Raw genomic sequence first — 13,782 nt, 5'->3', positions numbered from 1 at the left:
ACCGGAAGGCACCCCCATGGGCGTCGCAAGCACCCCCCTGAACATCCGCGTCCCCCGGTTCACCCGAGAGGTCCTCCAGGACGACCTCATCGAGGGCTACTGGCTGGAGGCGCCCGACATCGACGGCGACACCCGGCCCGATCTGGTCGGCCACGGCCTCTACCTCGGCGAGATCTACTGGTACAGGAACCCCGGCTGGCAGCGGCAGTTGGTGGCCGACGGCTTCCACATGCCGATCGGCGCCCACTTCGGGGACATCACCGGCAACGGCTACCCGGACCTCGTGGTCTGTTACGAGCTGTACGGCGAACGCGGGCGCATCGACGACCCCGACCCCGAGGGCGGGAAGATCGACTGGATCGAGAACACCGGGAAATTCGACTCCGAGACGCGCTGGAAGCGGCATTACATCGGCCGTGAGACGGCCATGCACCGGCTGCGTCTCGGCCACTTCACCCAGACCCGCAAGCCCGAGCTGATGGCCCTGCCGACCGTGGGGGGCCGGCACGTCCACGCCCTCGTACCCGTCGTGCTGTTCAGCCCCAACAACGACATACGACAGCCCTGGGACAAGCGCGTCATCGACGACAGCCACTTCCGCATGATCCACGGAGTGGAGATCCAGAAGAATCCGCTGCCCGGCAGCGAGCACCTCGACTCGATCCTGCTCGCCTCCGAGGAGGGCGTGACCTGGCTCCATTACGACGAGCGCGAGCACCGGTTCACCACCACGCACATCGGCGACGGCGAACACGAGCGGTTCGAGCGGACCGGGTTCAAGGGCAGTGGCGACGTGGGCGCCGGACGGATCGGCGCCGACCCGCACGCCTACGTCGTGGCGACGGAGCCCTTCCACGGCAACACCGTGGCGGCGTACATCAAGGAACGCCCCGGCACCCCCGTGGCCGAGGCGAGCTGGCGCCGGATCGTGCTCGACGTCTTCGGCGACCCCAACGAACTCGGCGAGGGCCCGAGCCACCAGATCATCTGCGCGGACTTCGACAACGACGGCGACGACGAGTTCCTGGTGGCCCTGCGCGGCCCGTATCCCTGGCAGGGCGTCTTCTACTACAAGGCGCTGGACATCACCGCCGGCGTGTTCGCCAAGTGGCGGGTGTCGTCGGACAGCGCCGCGCGGATCGCCATCGGCGACTTCAACGGAGACGGCCGACTCGACTTCGCCACCATCGCCTACAAGGTGGACAAGTACTTCCTCGCCGAGGACGCCAAGCTCTGCCTGTTCCGCAACGACATCGAGACCAACCCCACATGAGGACTGACAGATCCTGGTGGCCGTGGGTCATCGGAGCGATCGGCGTCGCGGCGCTCGGCACGGTGTTGGCCCTGGTGGTCGGCGCGGGCGCACAGGCCGCCGCGACCTCGCTGAGCGTCCTGATCTCGGCCACGGCGGGCCTGCTCAGCTGGTCCTGGCACCGGACACGCCCCGCCGCGCCCGCCACCAAGGCGGAACTGGAACAGGCCGCGGAGGCGCTCGCCGCCATGGTGCGCAACCAGTGGACGGAGGAAGCCGCCGCGCAGGGCCTGCTGGATCCCCACCCGCTGGCCGTGCGCTGGCACAGCGCGCAGACGGAGTCCGGCGACCACGCGCGGATGGTCGGCCGCACCCTGTCCGGCCGCAGCGACAACATCCAGGCCTTCGCCGAGGCCTTCCGCGCCCTGCCGCGCCGCCGCCTCGTCATCCTCGGCGACCCCGGCGCCGGCAAGACGGCCCTCGCCATCCTGCTCGTACGAGAACTCCTGCGCGCCCCCGAACCCGGCGAGCCCGTCCCCGTGCTGCTGGACCTGGCCCCGTGGAACCCCCGCAAGCAGCCACTGCTCGACTGGATGGCACGCCGTATCCACGAGGACTACCCGGCGCTGCGCAACCACGAGACGTACGGTCGCGACGCGGCGCGCAAACTGGTCGCCGAGAGACGCGTCCTGCCCGTCCTGGACGGCCTCGACGAACTGCCGGCCCAGCTGCGCCCCCAGGCGCTGACCGCCCTCAACCACGCCGTCGCGGTGCACGGGCCGCTGATCCTCACCGCGCGCCAGGCCGAATACCACCAGGTGGTCGCGGAGACCGACGTGATCACCGCCGCGGCCGTCGTGATCGCAAGCCCGGTGGAGGCGGCGGACGTGGCGGACTATCTGCGCTGCGCCGTCCCGCCCCGGCGCGGCGCGGCGTGGCAACCGGTGATCGACGAACTCACGCGGCACCCCGAAGGCACCGTCGCCCGGGCCCTGTCGGTGCCGCTGAACATCTGGCTCGCCCGCACCGTCTACGCCTCACCGGCCAGCGACCCCGCCGACATGACGCGCTGCACCGACACGAAGAGCCTCCAGCACCACCTGCTCGACGCGCTGGTGCCTGCGGTCTTCTCCGCGGAGCCGGCCGTCGCGGACCCGTCGGTCCCCGACGTACGCCGCTCCGCCGCCGCCCGCTGGCGGCCCGATGACGCCCGCACGGCACTCGCCTTCCTCGCCGCGCACATCAAGCGGCAGGGCACGGACGACATCGCCTGGTGGGAACTGCACCGCACCCTGCGGCCGGATCCGGTGGGCCCGCTGTCCGGCCCGGTGGCCGGGGCGGTCCTGGGGCTGGGAGCGGGGTGCATGGCGGGCGAGTACTTCCACTGGGCGCTCTCGCCGCTCGCGCGGCTGGTCGGGTTTCTGGCCATCACGCTCACCACCGGTGTCGCGGCGGCGACGGTGGTGCGGCTCGCCTGGGTTCCGGACGGGAGGAGGGGGCCGACGTGGCCTCCGGTCGAACCCTGGCCGCCCGAGCGGAGGCGGACGAACGCCTTCGCGGAGGTCGCGCGCCGCGTGGGCATCGGATGCGCGGTCGTCCTTCCGCTCTCCGCGGGGGTGGGGGCGGTGATCGAGCACTGGGCGAGGACCCTCCAGCACGTGGGCGCGGACAGCCAGGTGGGTGTGGCGCCTTACACCGGGCTCAGGGCGAGTGTCGCCTGGGTGCTGTTCATGGCGCTGCTCGCCCTCGGCGTGCTGGGTGTCTCGATCTTCTGCCGACGGGTCAGGTGGCGTCCCTTCACCGCGGAACACCGTGGCGTCCGGGCACGTAAGATCCTGGTGTTCGTCCTGCTCTTCTGGCTGGGTGCCGAACTCGCCGGTTTTCTCTCCTACCTGTCCGTTCGCCAGGTGACAGGGCGCCCTCTTCTGGACGTCTCGTTCATCGACCCGTCCGAGGCCGTGTCCTTCGTCAGTCAGCGGGCGACTTTCCGGGCCTGCGTCTTCCTGCTGGTCATCGTCATCATGGCGGGGCTCCAACTCGCCGACGGCTCATCACGTCCCTCCCGGCTGAACTTCCGTGCTCCAAGGCGCCTGTTGTGGTCCGTGCTCCCCGGATGCGTCGTGCAGGGCGCGCTGTTGGGGGTCAGCCTGGGAATCGCGCTCGCCTTTGTGGCGCCCTGGATGTCCAGTCCACCCTGGTGGGTGCGGTGCACCGCGACAGGCGTCCTCGGCGTCTTCTTCGGCGCCCTCTTCGGAGCGGGGCTGGGGATCCTTCGCTGGGCCCGGGTCCCCGCCGACCTCGAACAGGAGACACCTCAGTCCACCGTGCGCGGCGACCGCACCGTCGCCGTCGCACTCATGGTGCTGGCCGTGGTGCCGCCTCTGGTGAAGTGGGTCATCACGGTCCAGTGGGATCTGGAGAACAGTCACATCCTGGGCGTGGAGACGGTCGGGGAGTGGCTGCTGACGCTGGAGGCGAATCTGGCGCTCGGCCTCGCCGCCGGGCTCGTGGCCGTTTCGAGCACCGCCTACTTCGCCTACCGAGAGGCCGGCCTACGGCTTGCCGCGGCCCGGCGGCTGCCGCGTCATCTGTTGTCGTTCATGGAGGACGCCCGCGTGCTCAGCGTGCTCAGACGGGTCGGGCCCGTCTACCAGTTCTGTCATGCGGAGTTCAGGGACCGCATCGTCGTCGGTGTCCCCGCGGCGGGGGACTCGGCCCGGGCGGACGCGGCCGGGGCGTGACGGCTCACGTGCCGCTCTCCGCCCACATGCGGCCCTCCGCGATCCGCCGCGCGACTTCCGCCGGCGCGACCAACGTGACCTGCATGGCCTCGCCCTTGGGAACCTCGACCAGCGTTCCCTCGGGGACGATCAGACAACTACCGCCACAGCTGCTGAGGCACCTCTTCCTCGTGTGCCACGCGGAGTGCTCGGGAGCCCAGTCGAGTATCTCCCGCAGCGTCCATTCGCCGTCGTCCCTGTGCGGCAGGTCCACCTGCACGTCACATACGCTGATCGAGAAGCGGTTGTCGGCGGGGTCGTCCGTCATGCGTCTGCCTTCCTCGCGGGGTGAAGTCCGCCTGCACAGCGGATCTTTGGCTCACGCTAAGGCCGCCTTCGACACCCCGCCACCAGAGACAAACGCACGGTCACCGGAACGGCTGACGCCCCCCGGCGGCCACGTAGCGCTCGGCGCACAGGACGTCGACGACGGCCGCCGCCGTGTGGGCCCGCTGGACCTCGCCGTTGAACGCGCCGCCGCGGAGCATCGGCCAGGTCGCGGAGAAGCGGGCCTGCACACGTGCGGCGACCCGCAGCCGTCCGTCGCCGTCCCAGCGGTCCGGAAGGGTGAATTCGCCCAGCGTGTCGGGGGTTTCCGAGAGGTCGCCCTGGAGGAGAGCGGCGAGGTACTCGTAGCAGTCGAAGGCGTCGGAGATCGCGCGGTCGCTGTCGGCGCCCGGGTCGGCGAGCACGTCCCGCAGCCGCCGGCGCAGCCACGTGCTGTGCGACGCGTCGACGAGCGGCGGTGGATACGGCGTCTCCAGGAAGGCGTTGACGCGCTCACCGGGGCCGAGGACGTCCGTCGGGCGCAGGACCAGCACGGCGGGCCTGGGCTCGGTCGCGGCCCGGCCGCCGGGGCCGGACCGCGAGGCGGAGGGATGCGTGCTGACCGGTTCGAGCAGCAGCCGGCCGAGCAGCTCGTCGCGGCCGGCCAGTTCGGCGGCGCCGGCGGCGGCGGCCAGGGCGAGCAGGGCCGGGTAGCGGCGCAGCCCGGGATCGCCCTGTTCGCCGTCGTCCCCGGGTACGTTCAACAGTCGTTGCAGCACGCGTACCCACACCCGTGCGTGCGCCCCGGCCTCGTCGTGGAACACGCCGACGGCCATCAGGTGCAGGAGTGTGTCGCAGTCACTCCGGTAGCGCTCAAGCCTCTCCCGGTACGCCTCCGGGCCCAGGGCGCGCTCGCCGGGCGGGTACCGGCCACCGTCCGCGATTCGCTCCAGGACCCGCGTGACCTCGGCCTCCAGCAGTTCGTGCAGCTCGATGCGGCGCACGGGGTCGGGCAGCGCGCGCTTGAGGCGGGCCACGGACAGCTCTCGGGTCGGTGCGGGTGCCGTCAGGTGTTCCAGGGCGTCGACCCGGGCCAGGAGGCCGGGGAAGAACTCCTCCGCCGTCAGGCCCTGGACCACCACGGCGCCATGCCGGGCGACCAGCTCCGCGGCCTTGCCCTGCGGGCCGTGCGGGGCGGCCCAGAACACGGGGTATCGGCGGGTGGCGCGGCGGTCGAAACAGGCGACCAGCGCGTGGTCCCACTGGGCGGACCAACCGCAGACGATCAGTCCGTACTCGTCGAGGACCTGGTCCACGAGACCGGCCCAGGCCGCCGGGTACTCCCCCAGCTCGCGCTCGGTGTTGCGGGCCTCCAGGTCGGTCAGGTCGCCGTGCAGCTTGACGACCGTGGCCCGGGCGTGCGCCAGCGGTGTCATCCCGCGCAGGCTCGCGGGGCTGTGGATGATCTGCGGCTGTACTCCCGCCGCTTCCAGCGCCTGCTCGGTGAGCCGGTCGAAGTTGGTGGTCAGCACCACGCGCACCGAGCCGCGCGCCACGAGTCGGGCCGCCGCGTGGTGCGCCGCCCCGGGCCGCTTGCGTCCGTCCTGCCGGTCCTCGTCGTCCGGCTCGAAGTAGCCGCGCAGCAGCTTGTGCCGGGCGGCGGGGGTGTCGCCCAGGGCCTCCAGCAGGGCGGAGTAGCCGAGCGGCCCCCCGTCGCCGTGGCGGGCCCACCAGGCCTCCGGATCGGCGGCGGCGAGTTCCTCGTCCGCGCCGCGCGCGACGGCCGCCCGGTGCACCAGGTCCGTGACGATCTCCCACCCCGTGGGCACACCGGCGTCCCGCGACATGCCCGCGCCCAGCAGCAGGGCGTAGACGCCGGGCCCGGCCTGCACGCACATGGCCAGCGAGATCATGGGGTCGAGACCGCGCATCGGCGCTGCCGCGGCCGGCCTGTCGTCGTCCGTCATGCCTTCCACTGTGCGTGGCGGGCCTCGCGGACGCCTCCTGGCCTGCGCCTCCGTCCGGGCACGGTGGGCGGGCAGGCCGATACGGCTCTTGCGGGTGCGGGTATGGGTGAGCGCATGACCACGCAGAACGCGATCACCTGGCCCGAGAAGTACCTGCCCGGCACCGGCGACAATTTCGTCTCGAACGAGGTGATCGTCCAGGGCGTCGCCGCCGCCCAGGTCTGGATGTATCTGACCGACACCTCCACCTGGGAGTCGTACTACGACAACATCACCGCCGTTTCCTTCCCGGAGGGCGGTGGCCCCGTGCTGAAGGACGATGTCATCTTCACCTTCGAGCCTGTCGGGTTCTCGTCCGTGCGCACCCAGCACGCCCGCGTCGTCGAGTTCCAGGCCCCGGCGAAGGGAGTCCCGGGCCGTCTTTCCTGGACGGCCGACCAGGACGGTACGCCGGAGGAGCGGCTCGACGTACTGCACGCCTGGCTGGTCGAGGACCTGCCGGGCGGCCGCGTGCGGATCCTCACCCAGGAGACGCAGATCGGTCACCCCGCCGCCGAACTCGCCCGGCTGCTCCCCAACCCGATGCTCAACGGCCACCAGGCCTGGCTGAACGGCCTGATCAAAATGGCCTCCGGCGGACCGGACGCCTGATGTCCCGTCCCGAGGGGGATGGCCGTCGAGGGGAGCCTCCTCGGACGGCGGCGCACCAGGCCGCGAGCGGCGGCGGGCAAGGATACCGTCGACGCTATGGACGGTGACCTTCGAAGCTGGCGCCCGTGCCTGCTCGCCGGCGCGGTGTTCGCCGTATGCATGGCCGGGACGACGCTGCCGACCCCCCTCTACGGCCTCTATCAGGCGGAGTTCGGGTTCTCCGAGCTGACGGTCACCGTCGTCTACGCCGTGTACGCCGTCGGAGTCATCGGGGTGCTGCTGCTCGCGGGCAACGCCTCGGACGCCGCGGGCAGGCGGCCGGTGCTGCTGTGGGGCCTGGGCTTCGCCGCCGCGAGTGCCGTCTGCTTCCTGTGCGCCACTGGTCTGGGCTGGCTGTATGTGGGCCGGCTGCTGTCGGGCCTGTCCGCCGGCCTGTTCACCGGGGCTGCCACGGCGTACGTGATGGAGTTGGCGCCGCGCGGAGGCGCCTCGCGGGCCACTTTCGTGGCGACCGCCGCGAATATGGGCGGTCTGGGCTGCGGCCCGCTGCTGGCGGGGGTGCTCGCGCAGTACGCCGAGTGGCCGCTGCACCTGCCGTTCGCCGTCCACCTCGCCCTCGTGGTCTGCTCGGCGGCCGTCCTGCTGCGGCTGGCGGAGACCATGCGGCAGCGGCGCCCGCTGAGCACCGTACGGCCGCAGCGGCCCGGGCTGCCCCCGGGGGTGCGAGCGGTCTTCGGACCCGCTGCGGCCGCCGCCTTCGTGGGGTTCGCCCTGTTCGGAGTCTTCACGTCGGTCAGCCCGTCCTTCCTGGCCCAGTCCCTCGACGTGCACAACCGTGCGGTGAGCGGGCTGGTCGTCGCCCTGGCCTTCTTCGCCTCGACCGCCGGGCAGTTGGCCGTCGGCCGGCTCGGCGTGGGCCGGTCGCTGCCCCTGGGCTGCGCCGCTCTCCTTGGCGGACTCGCGCTGCTGGCGGGCGCGCTGTACTGGGAGCTGCTGCCGCTGGTGGTGCTGAGCGCGATCGTCGGCGGGTGTGGGCAGGGGCTGGCGTTTCGCGGGGCGCTGTCCGCCGTGGCCGAGGCGACCGGGGCGGACCGACGCGCGGCCGTGATCTCGGCGCTGTTCGTGGTCGCTTACACGGGCATCTCGGTACCGGTCATCGGCGTAGGGCTGCTGGCACGGCCGCTCGGCCTCGAAGGCGCCGGGCTGGTGTTCATCGCGTGCATGGCCCTACTGGTGTCGGCGGCAGGCGTCTACCTGCTCCGGCGACCGGTAGCGGCGGCACCCTCCGGCGGAGTGCGCTGAGGCGAGGAGCCTCTGAGCGGGCTCGGTGTTCGCGCGGCGAGCACCAACTCAGCGTGCCTGGCCTGGAGATGAGCCGACGGAACGCCGACTCCACGGCACGACGCGGTGTATCGCGCGCCGGGCACCGGGAAGGCCGGCCGGTCGCGCCGGGAACAGTCCGTCCGGTCCGCGCTGTTGCCATGGGGTCGAGACGTACTTCCGCAGGAGGACTGATTCATGACTGACCGGCCTTTGACGCTCATGGCGGTACACGCCCACCCCGACGACGAGGCCACCGGAACCGGCGGGATCCTCGCGCGCTACGCGGCGGAGGGCATACGCACGGTTCTCGTGACGTGTACCGACGGCGGTTGCGGTGACGGACCTGCCGGTACCAAGCCGGGCGACCCCGGGCACGATCCGGCGGCCGTCGCCGCGATACGCCGCAAGGAACTCCAGGCGAGCTGCGACGTCCTGAGGATCAGCGACCTGGAGACGCTGGATTATGCCGACTCCGGGATGATGGGCTGGCCGAGCAACGACGCCCCCGGCGCCTTCTGGCAGACCCCCGTGGAGGAAGGTGCCGCCCGGCTCGCGGACCTCATGCGGCACTACCGGCCCGATGTCGTCGTCACCTACGACGAGAACGGCTTCTACGGCCACCCCGACCACATCCAGGCCCACCGCATCACGATGGCGGCGCTGGAGATGACCTCGCTGACACCGAAGGTGTACTGGACGACGATGCCGCGCTCGCGGATGCGGCGGTTCGGGGAGATCATGCGCGAGTTCCATGGGGACATGCCGGAGCCGGATCCCGCCGAGGCCGCCGCGCTGGCCGAGATCGGCCTTCCCGACGACGAGATCACCACGTGGGTGGACACCACCGCCTACAGCGGTCAGAAGTTCGACTCGCTGGCCGCCCACGCCAGTCAGGGCGAGAACATCTTCTTCCTGAAGATGGGCCAGGAGACATTCGGCGAGCTGATGGGCACGGAGACGTTCCTCCGCGTCAAGGACGCCACCGGCGCGGCTGTACCCGAGAACGACCTCTTCGCCGGACTGCGCTGATCCGCATGCCGCGCCCTTCGCGTGTTCCCCCGCCGCCCCCTTCGCGTGTTCTTCGCGGCCCATGCGGGTGATATCGGGCCGGGCGACGCGGGGGTGGGCGCGCGGCAGCTGCAAGGGTGTCCGTACTCGGCACACGTGGGGGTTCGCCTGCCGGGCGGCCACACGGACGGCCAGGACGGAAGGGACCACCTGATGCACGTCGTGCGGCTGTACCTCGCTCCCACCGCGGCCCTCGTATGAGGCTTCGTCGCTCTGCGAGGCCGACGAGCCCGGGAGCCCGCGCGGCGGCCGCCGCCGTGGTGTGCCTGGGTCTGTTCATGCTGGGGATGGACCTGACCGTCCTGAACGTCGCGCTGCCCGGTCTCCAGCACGACCTGGAGGCTTCGTCCGCCGAAGTTCAGTGGATCGTCGACGCTTACGCCCTGGTGCTGGGAGGCACGGTCCTCGCGGTGGGGGCGTTCACCGACTCCTGGGGGCGCCGGCGTTCGTTCGTCTGCGGGATGGCGGTCTGCGCGGCCGCCTCCGTCTGCGGCGCTTTCGCCGCCCAGCCGTGGCAGGCGGTCGGTGCGCGCTGTCTGCTGGGCGCGGGGGCCGCTCTGCTGATGCCGGCGACGCTGGCGGTCCTCCACGATCTCTTTCCGGAGCCTGTTCTGCGGCGCCGGGCCATCGCCGCGTGGGCCGCCGTGGGCGGGCTGGGCGGGGTGTGCGGTCCGGTGATCGGTGGCTGGCTGGTGGAGCAGTCGTCCTGGCGTGCCGGGTTCTGGGTGAATCTGCCGCCGGCCGTGCTCGCGATCGGTCTCGCGCTGGTTCTCGTACCCGAGTCGCGCTCGCCCCGGCCGTCGGCGTTCGACGCGCCCGGGGCGGCTCTGTCGATCGTCGGTCTGACCGCTCTGGTGTGGGCGGTGATCGAAAGCCCTCACCGGGGATGGACCAGCGGCTGGGTCGTGGGCGTCTTCGCCTGCTCACTCGTGCTGCTGGCCGCGTTCCTCCTCCGCCAGTCGCGCGCCCGGGCGCCCATGCTGCCGCTGTCGGTACTGGCGGCGCCCCGCGTCAGCATGGGGGCCGGCGCGCTGGCCGTGGTGGCGTTCGCCGCGTTCGGTTCCCTCTTCGTGCTGACGCTCTACCTCCAAGGGGTGCTCGGATATTCGCCGCTGGAGGCCGGAGTACGCACTCTTCCCCTGCCCGCGGGGCTGGCGGTCGGCGCCGCGGTGTCCCTGCCCCTTCAGGCACGCAGGGGTCAGAAGACCCCGATCGTGTTGGGGCTCGCGGTCGTTTCGTTGAGCTTCGTCGTTCTGGCGGGTACCAGTGCGGGCTCCGGGTACGGGCGCTGCGCGCTTTTCCAGCTGGTCATCGGCGTCGGCTCGGGCCTGGTGGGGGCGGCGGCGACGGAGTCGGTGATGGCCGCCGTGCCCGAGCAGAAGACGGGGCTGGGCTCCGCGGTCAACGACGCCACCCGCCAGATCGGCTCCGCGCTCGGTGTGGCGGTGCAGGGCGCGATCGTCACCGGCGTGTTCACCTCGCGTCTGCACGCCTCGCTGGACCAGCACGACGCCTCAGGTGAGTTGCTGGCGGCGGCCGACCTCAGCATGCTCGCGGTGCCCGGGGCCGCCGCGCGCCTCGGCCCACTGGCACGCGAGGCCACGCTGGCCGCCGCCCGGGAAGCCTTCGCCGACGCCCTGACGGTTACCGCGGTCGTCGCCGGTACCGTGACCCTCGTCATGTCCGTCGCGGCGGCCCGATGGCTGCCGCGGCCGGTGGAACATCAGCATGAGGACGCCTCCGCTCGACAGGGCGGGGGCGGCGAACTGCCCGGCTGTGCGGTCGGTGTGGGGCGCTGACGTCCCGCTCGCTTCTTCGCCGTACGTCAGCCGGACTGGGCCGTTCGTGCGCGCTCGGAGAGGAGCCGGGTGAGGGTTTCGAGGTCCTCGCCGCTGTAGGCGCGGCTCTCGGTGTCGTTGCCGACGACGACGGTCAGGACCGTTCCGGTGCGGACCACGGTGCTGCGGCTGGTGTGGGTGTCGTACGCGTCTCCACGGCTCGCCGGGAGCGCGAACGCCGCGGTCTGGTCCCCGATCCGCGCCATGGCCAGTGAACTCGCGCCCTCCGCCCGCGCTTTGCCGGCCCTGGCGTCGAAGGCCTTCCGTGCCCCGTCCTCATCCGGGTAGGAGAACACCAGCAACCGAGTCTCCATGCTGTGGCGCCCCAGGTACCGGGACTCCGCCGCGAAGGTGGAGCCGTCGTCCTGCGCGGAGACGTCCGCGGTGGGGGCTGAGCGCTCGGTCCAGCCGGGCGGCAGGCTTGAGACGGGCGGGAGTACGGCGCGCACGGCCTCCGCGTCGGCGAGGGGCAGCGCCCGATCCCCGCTGCCGTCGCCCGGCGCGTCGGCGTCGGGGCCCGGCGACTCGCTGTCCAGGGCCTGGATGGTGCCGTAGACCAGGAGCGCCACGAAGGTCGCGAGCCCGAGGCAGACCGCGCCTAACGCGCCCCGCCCGGCAGGGGTGTTGTGGAAGGTCACCGGCCCGAGTGCGATGGTGCTGCCGCATATCCGCGACCCGCCGTCGATCACCACACCGTTCTGGACGGTCCGCGGAGGCGGGTCGCCGGGCGGCGGTCCGGCGATGATCGGGGCCAGGGCCGCGGCCAACGCGGCGGCGAAATCCCGGTCCGCCGCGACCACGGCGCCGAGCGCGTCGTGCAGCCCCGCGACGGCGGCCGGATCGTCGGGGCGCGCGCCCACGGCCGCAAAGGCCGCCGCTCCCGACGGCGTACCGCCGAGCCGCTGCCGCACGAGGTCGAGGACGCCCTGCCCGGCGCCGGTGAGCGACGCGGGGGCCGCGCCCTCGACAAGCTGCGTTATCACCCGCACGGCCTGCGCGCTCAGCTCCGCTGGATCCATCGCTTCCCCCATCAGTTTGCTATGTACATGCCGATGGTGACGGCGGCCCAAACGGTTCGGCCGCCCCGGTGAGCCGTTTCAGTTCAGGTCGCGCAGGACCTCGTCCAGCGTACGGCGTACCCGCAGGGCGTCCGGGGCGACAACGGTGACCAGGACGGCGGGCCCGGCCAGGGGTGTGAGCGCGGCCCACTCCCCCAGCGGCGCGGCCTGCGGCTTGGCGTGTTCGAACTCCGGTCGTACGACGATGAGTTGGCCGATGGCACGATAGCCCGCGAGGACCGCGGGGCCGTCCCAGCCGCCGGGTGCGCCGGGCCCGAACGACACCTCTTGGTCGAGCAGGGTCGCTCCCGCGCGGCGCACGGTCAGGCGGCTGGTCAGACGGCCGGGGGCCTCACCGGTGCGGCCGAGCACTTGTTCCTCGCGCAGCACCAGGCGACCCCCCGCGGCGATCTCCGCGCGCGTGGTGACGCGCAGGTCGCTGTCGCGTACGGAGATCAACTGCTCGGGAAGCCAGTGCAGTTCGGCCCCCTCGGCGACGGCGAGGCGTACGTCGTAGCGCGCCGCCTGCCTGGCCTGCCCCGGCAGGGCGAGGGTCGCCGCGGCGGAACCGATGTGCAGCGCGGCGTCTTCCCGTGCGGTGGCCTCGACGGCCAGGTGGTCGCCGCCGAGGGGGCCGCTCATCGCGCCGACCAGCGTGACGCGTGCCGCCGGTCCGGTCGAGCGGGTGCGGCGCAGCGCGAGCGGCCCCTCACCGTCGAGCACGGGCAGCGCGGTGCCGCCTCGCCCGTCGGCCTGCGCCACGACGCGGGCGGTGGCCCGGAGGCCCGCGCCGCCCCCCGACTCCGTACGGCCTCCGGGGGCGAGGTCGACCGTCACGCCGACGCGGTCCAGGCGGCGTACTGCTCACGCACCCAGGCAGCGACCGGGCCGACGCCGTCGTCGGACCGCAACGACTGGAAGACGACGGGGAGTTCGGCGCGCTGCGCCTTCGCGTCGGCGGCCATGCGGGCGAGGTCGGAGCCGACGTGCGGGGCGAGGTCGGTCTTGTTGACGACGAGCAGGTCGGCCGTGGTGACGCCGGGGCCGCCCTTGCGGGGGATGTCGTCGCCGCCCGCGACGTCGATGACGAAGATCTGCGCGTCGACGAGGCCCTTGGAGAAGGTCGCGGTGAGGTTGTCGCCGCCGGACTCGACGAGGATGAGGTCGAGCGGCCCGACCTCGTCCTCCAGGTCCTCCACGGCCTCCAGGTTGGCGGAGATGTCGTCGCGGATCGCGGTGTGCGGGCAGGCGCCGGTCTCCACGGCGGTGATCCGCTCGGGCGGCAGGACGGCCTCGCGGAGCAGGAATTCGGCGTCCTCGCGGGTGTAGATGTCGTTGGTGACGACGGCGAGGGACAGCTCGGCGCGCAGGGCGTGGCACAGGGCGGCGACGGTCGCGGTCTTGCCGGATCCGACGGGCCCGCCGAGCCCGATGCGCAGCGCGCGGCGGCGTCCGTCGGGGCGGACGGCGTCGGCGCTGACCGCTGCGGGGCCGTCGTGGGAGTGGTCGAGGTGCATGGTTACAGCTCCAATGCTCCGGGGGGTTTTGGCCCGTCCGGCGTTTGAGGACGAGGCCGTT

Annotated in this window: 11 protein-coding genes; 6 read left to right on the top strand and 5 right to left on the bottom strand. The window is 72.3% G+C overall.

What is annotated here, in order from left to right:
- The first annotated feature begins 16 nt into the window (after positions 1 to 16).
- Together IG54_RS0104355 and IG54_RS0104350 are read left to right on the top strand one after the other, a co-directional pair.
- On the top strand, positions 17 to 1,273 hold the full coding sequence (locus IG54_RS0104355; RefSeq protein ID WP_030777482.1) for an FG-GAP repeat domain-containing protein: 1,257 nt from the start codon (positions 17 to 19) through the stop codon (positions 1,271 to 1,273).
- The gene (locus tag IG54_RS0104350; protein ID WP_030777479.1) at positions 1,270 to 3,993 is read left to right on the top strand and encodes an NACHT domain-containing protein; all 2,724 of its coding nucleotides are present in this window, start codon (positions 1,270 to 1,272) and stop codon (positions 3,991 to 3,993) included. Before IG54_RS0104355 ends, IG54_RS0104350 begins: the two co-directional genes overlap by 4 nt.
- A 4-nt stretch (positions 3,994 to 3,997) precedes the next feature.
- Here IG54_RS0104350 and IG54_RS0104345 read toward each other — a convergent pair whose 3' ends face one another.
- The gene (locus IG54_RS0104345) at positions 3,998 to 4,300 is read right to left on the bottom strand and encodes a hypothetical protein (RefSeq protein ID WP_030777477.1); all 303 of its coding nucleotides are present in this window, start codon (positions 4,298 to 4,300) and stop codon (positions 3,998 to 4,000) included.
- A 100-nt stretch (positions 4,301 to 4,400) separates the two neighbouring features.
- The gene (locus IG54_RS0104340) at positions 4,401 to 6,266 is read right to left on the bottom strand and encodes an SIR2 family protein (protein ID WP_030777476.1); all 1,866 of its coding nucleotides are present in this window, start codon (positions 6,264 to 6,266) and stop codon (positions 4,401 to 4,403) included.
- Positions 6,267 to 6,380: 114 nt separating this feature from the next.
- Here IG54_RS0104340 and IG54_RS0104335 point away from each other — a divergent pair, with 114 nt between their 5' ends.
- The 4 genes from IG54_RS0104335 to IG54_RS0104315 all read left to right on the top strand — a co-directional run bounded on the left by IG54_RS0104335 (position 6,381) and on the right by IG54_RS0104315 (position 11,107).
- Entirely contained in the window at positions 6,381 to 6,917 is a 537-nt protein-coding gene (locus tag IG54_RS0104335) for an SRPBCC family protein (RefSeq protein WP_030777473.1), read from the top strand.
- A gap of 96 nt (positions 6,918 to 7,013) precedes the next feature.
- Positions 7,014 to 8,219 carry an MFS transporter gene (locus IG54_RS0104330; RefSeq protein WP_030777471.1) on the top strand — a complete coding sequence of 402 codons (1,206 nt, stop codon included), beginning with the start codon at positions 7,014 to 7,016 and terminating at the stop codon, positions 8,217 to 8,219.
- A 216-nt stretch (positions 8,220 to 8,435) separates the two neighbouring features.
- Complete coding sequence (locus tag IG54_RS0104325; RefSeq protein ID WP_030777468.1) at positions 8,436 to 9,269, top strand: PIG-L family deacetylase; 834 nt, start codon at positions 8,436 to 8,438, stop codon at positions 9,267 to 9,269.
- 317 nt (positions 9,270 to 9,586) lie between these two features.
- Positions 9,587 to 11,107 carry an MFS transporter gene (locus IG54_RS0104315; RefSeq protein WP_234335955.1) on the top strand — a complete coding sequence of 507 codons (1,521 nt, stop codon included), beginning with the start codon at positions 9,587 to 9,589 and terminating at the stop codon, positions 11,105 to 11,107.
- A gap of 26 nt (positions 11,108 to 11,133) precedes the next feature.
- Here the strand turns inward: IG54_RS0104315 and IG54_RS0104310 are convergent, their stop codons facing one another.
- The 3 genes from IG54_RS0104310 to ureG all read right to left on the bottom strand — a co-directional run bounded on the left by IG54_RS0104310 (position 11,134) and on the right by ureG (position 13,721).
- Positions 11,134 to 12,165: a hypothetical protein gene (locus IG54_RS0104310; RefSeq protein ID WP_030777460.1), complete on the bottom strand. Its 1,032-nt coding sequence runs from the start codon at positions 12,163 to 12,165 to the stop codon at positions 11,134 to 11,136.
- A gap of 78 nt (positions 12,166 to 12,243) precedes the next feature.
- Positions 12,244 to 13,041 carry an urease accessory protein UreD gene (locus tag IG54_RS0104305; RefSeq protein WP_030777458.1) on the bottom strand — a complete coding sequence of 266 codons (798 nt, stop codon included), beginning with the start codon at positions 13,039 to 13,041 and terminating at the stop codon, positions 12,244 to 12,246.
- Positions 13,038 to 13,721, bottom strand: a complete 684-nt coding sequence (ureG, locus tag IG54_RS0104300) for an urease accessory protein UreG (RefSeq protein ID WP_030777456.1) — start codon at positions 13,719 to 13,721, stop codon at positions 13,038 to 13,040. Before ureG ends, IG54_RS0104305 begins: the two co-directional genes overlap by 4 nt.
- Positions 13,722 to 13,782 lie beyond the last annotated feature (61 nt).

It is taken from the genome of Streptomyces sp. NRRL S-920, from assembly GCF_000717945.1.
Taxonomy (GTDB): domain Bacteria; phylum Actinomycetota; class Actinomycetes; order Streptomycetales; family Streptomycetaceae; genus Streptomyces; species Streptomyces alboniger.
The sequence above is the reverse complement of the archived record's forward strand: the minus strand, read 5'-3'. Positions and strand labels throughout refer to the sequence as shown.

What these genes read in the sequence shown, in the direction of transcription:
- IG54_RS0104345 (WP_030777477.1), bottom strand. Translation starts at nt 4,300, where the DNA reads ATGACGGACGACCCCGCCGACAACCGCTTCTCGATCAGCGTATGTGAC.
- IG54_RS0104310 (WP_030777460.1), bottom strand. Translation starts at nt 12,165, where the DNA reads ATGGATCCAGCGGAGCTGAGCGCGCAGGCCGTGCGGGTGATAACGCAG.
- IG54_RS0104330 (WP_030777471.1), top strand. Translation starts at nt 7,014, where the DNA reads ATGGACGGTGACCTTCGAAGCTGGCGCCCGTGCCTGCTCGCCGGCGCG.
- IG54_RS0104355 (WP_030777482.1), top strand. Translation starts at nt 17, where the DNA reads ATGGGCGTCGCAAGCACCCCCCTGAACATCCGCGTCCCCCGGTTCACC.
- IG54_RS0104335 (WP_030777473.1), top strand. Translation starts at nt 6,381, where the DNA reads ATGACCACGCAGAACGCGATCACCTGGCCCGAGAAGTACCTGCCCGGC.
- IG54_RS0104325 (WP_030777468.1), top strand. Translation starts at nt 8,436, where the DNA reads ATGACTGACCGGCCTTTGACGCTCATGGCGGTACACGCCCACCCCGAC.
- IG54_RS0104340 (WP_030777476.1), bottom strand. Translation starts at nt 6,266, where the DNA reads ATGACGGACGACGACAGGCCGGCCGCGGCAGCGCCGATGCGCGGTCTC.
- IG54_RS0104350 (WP_030777479.1), top strand. Translation starts at nt 1,270, where the DNA reads ATGAGGACTGACAGATCCTGGTGGCCGTGGGTCATCGGAGCGATCGGC.
- IG54_RS0104315 (WP_234335955.1), top strand. Translation starts at nt 9,587, where the DNA reads ATGCTGGGGATGGACCTGACCGTCCTGAACGTCGCGCTGCCCGGTCTC.
- ureG (WP_030777456.1), bottom strand. Translation starts at nt 13,721, where the DNA reads ATGCACCTCGACCACTCCCACGACGGCCCCGCAGCGGTCAGCGCCGAC.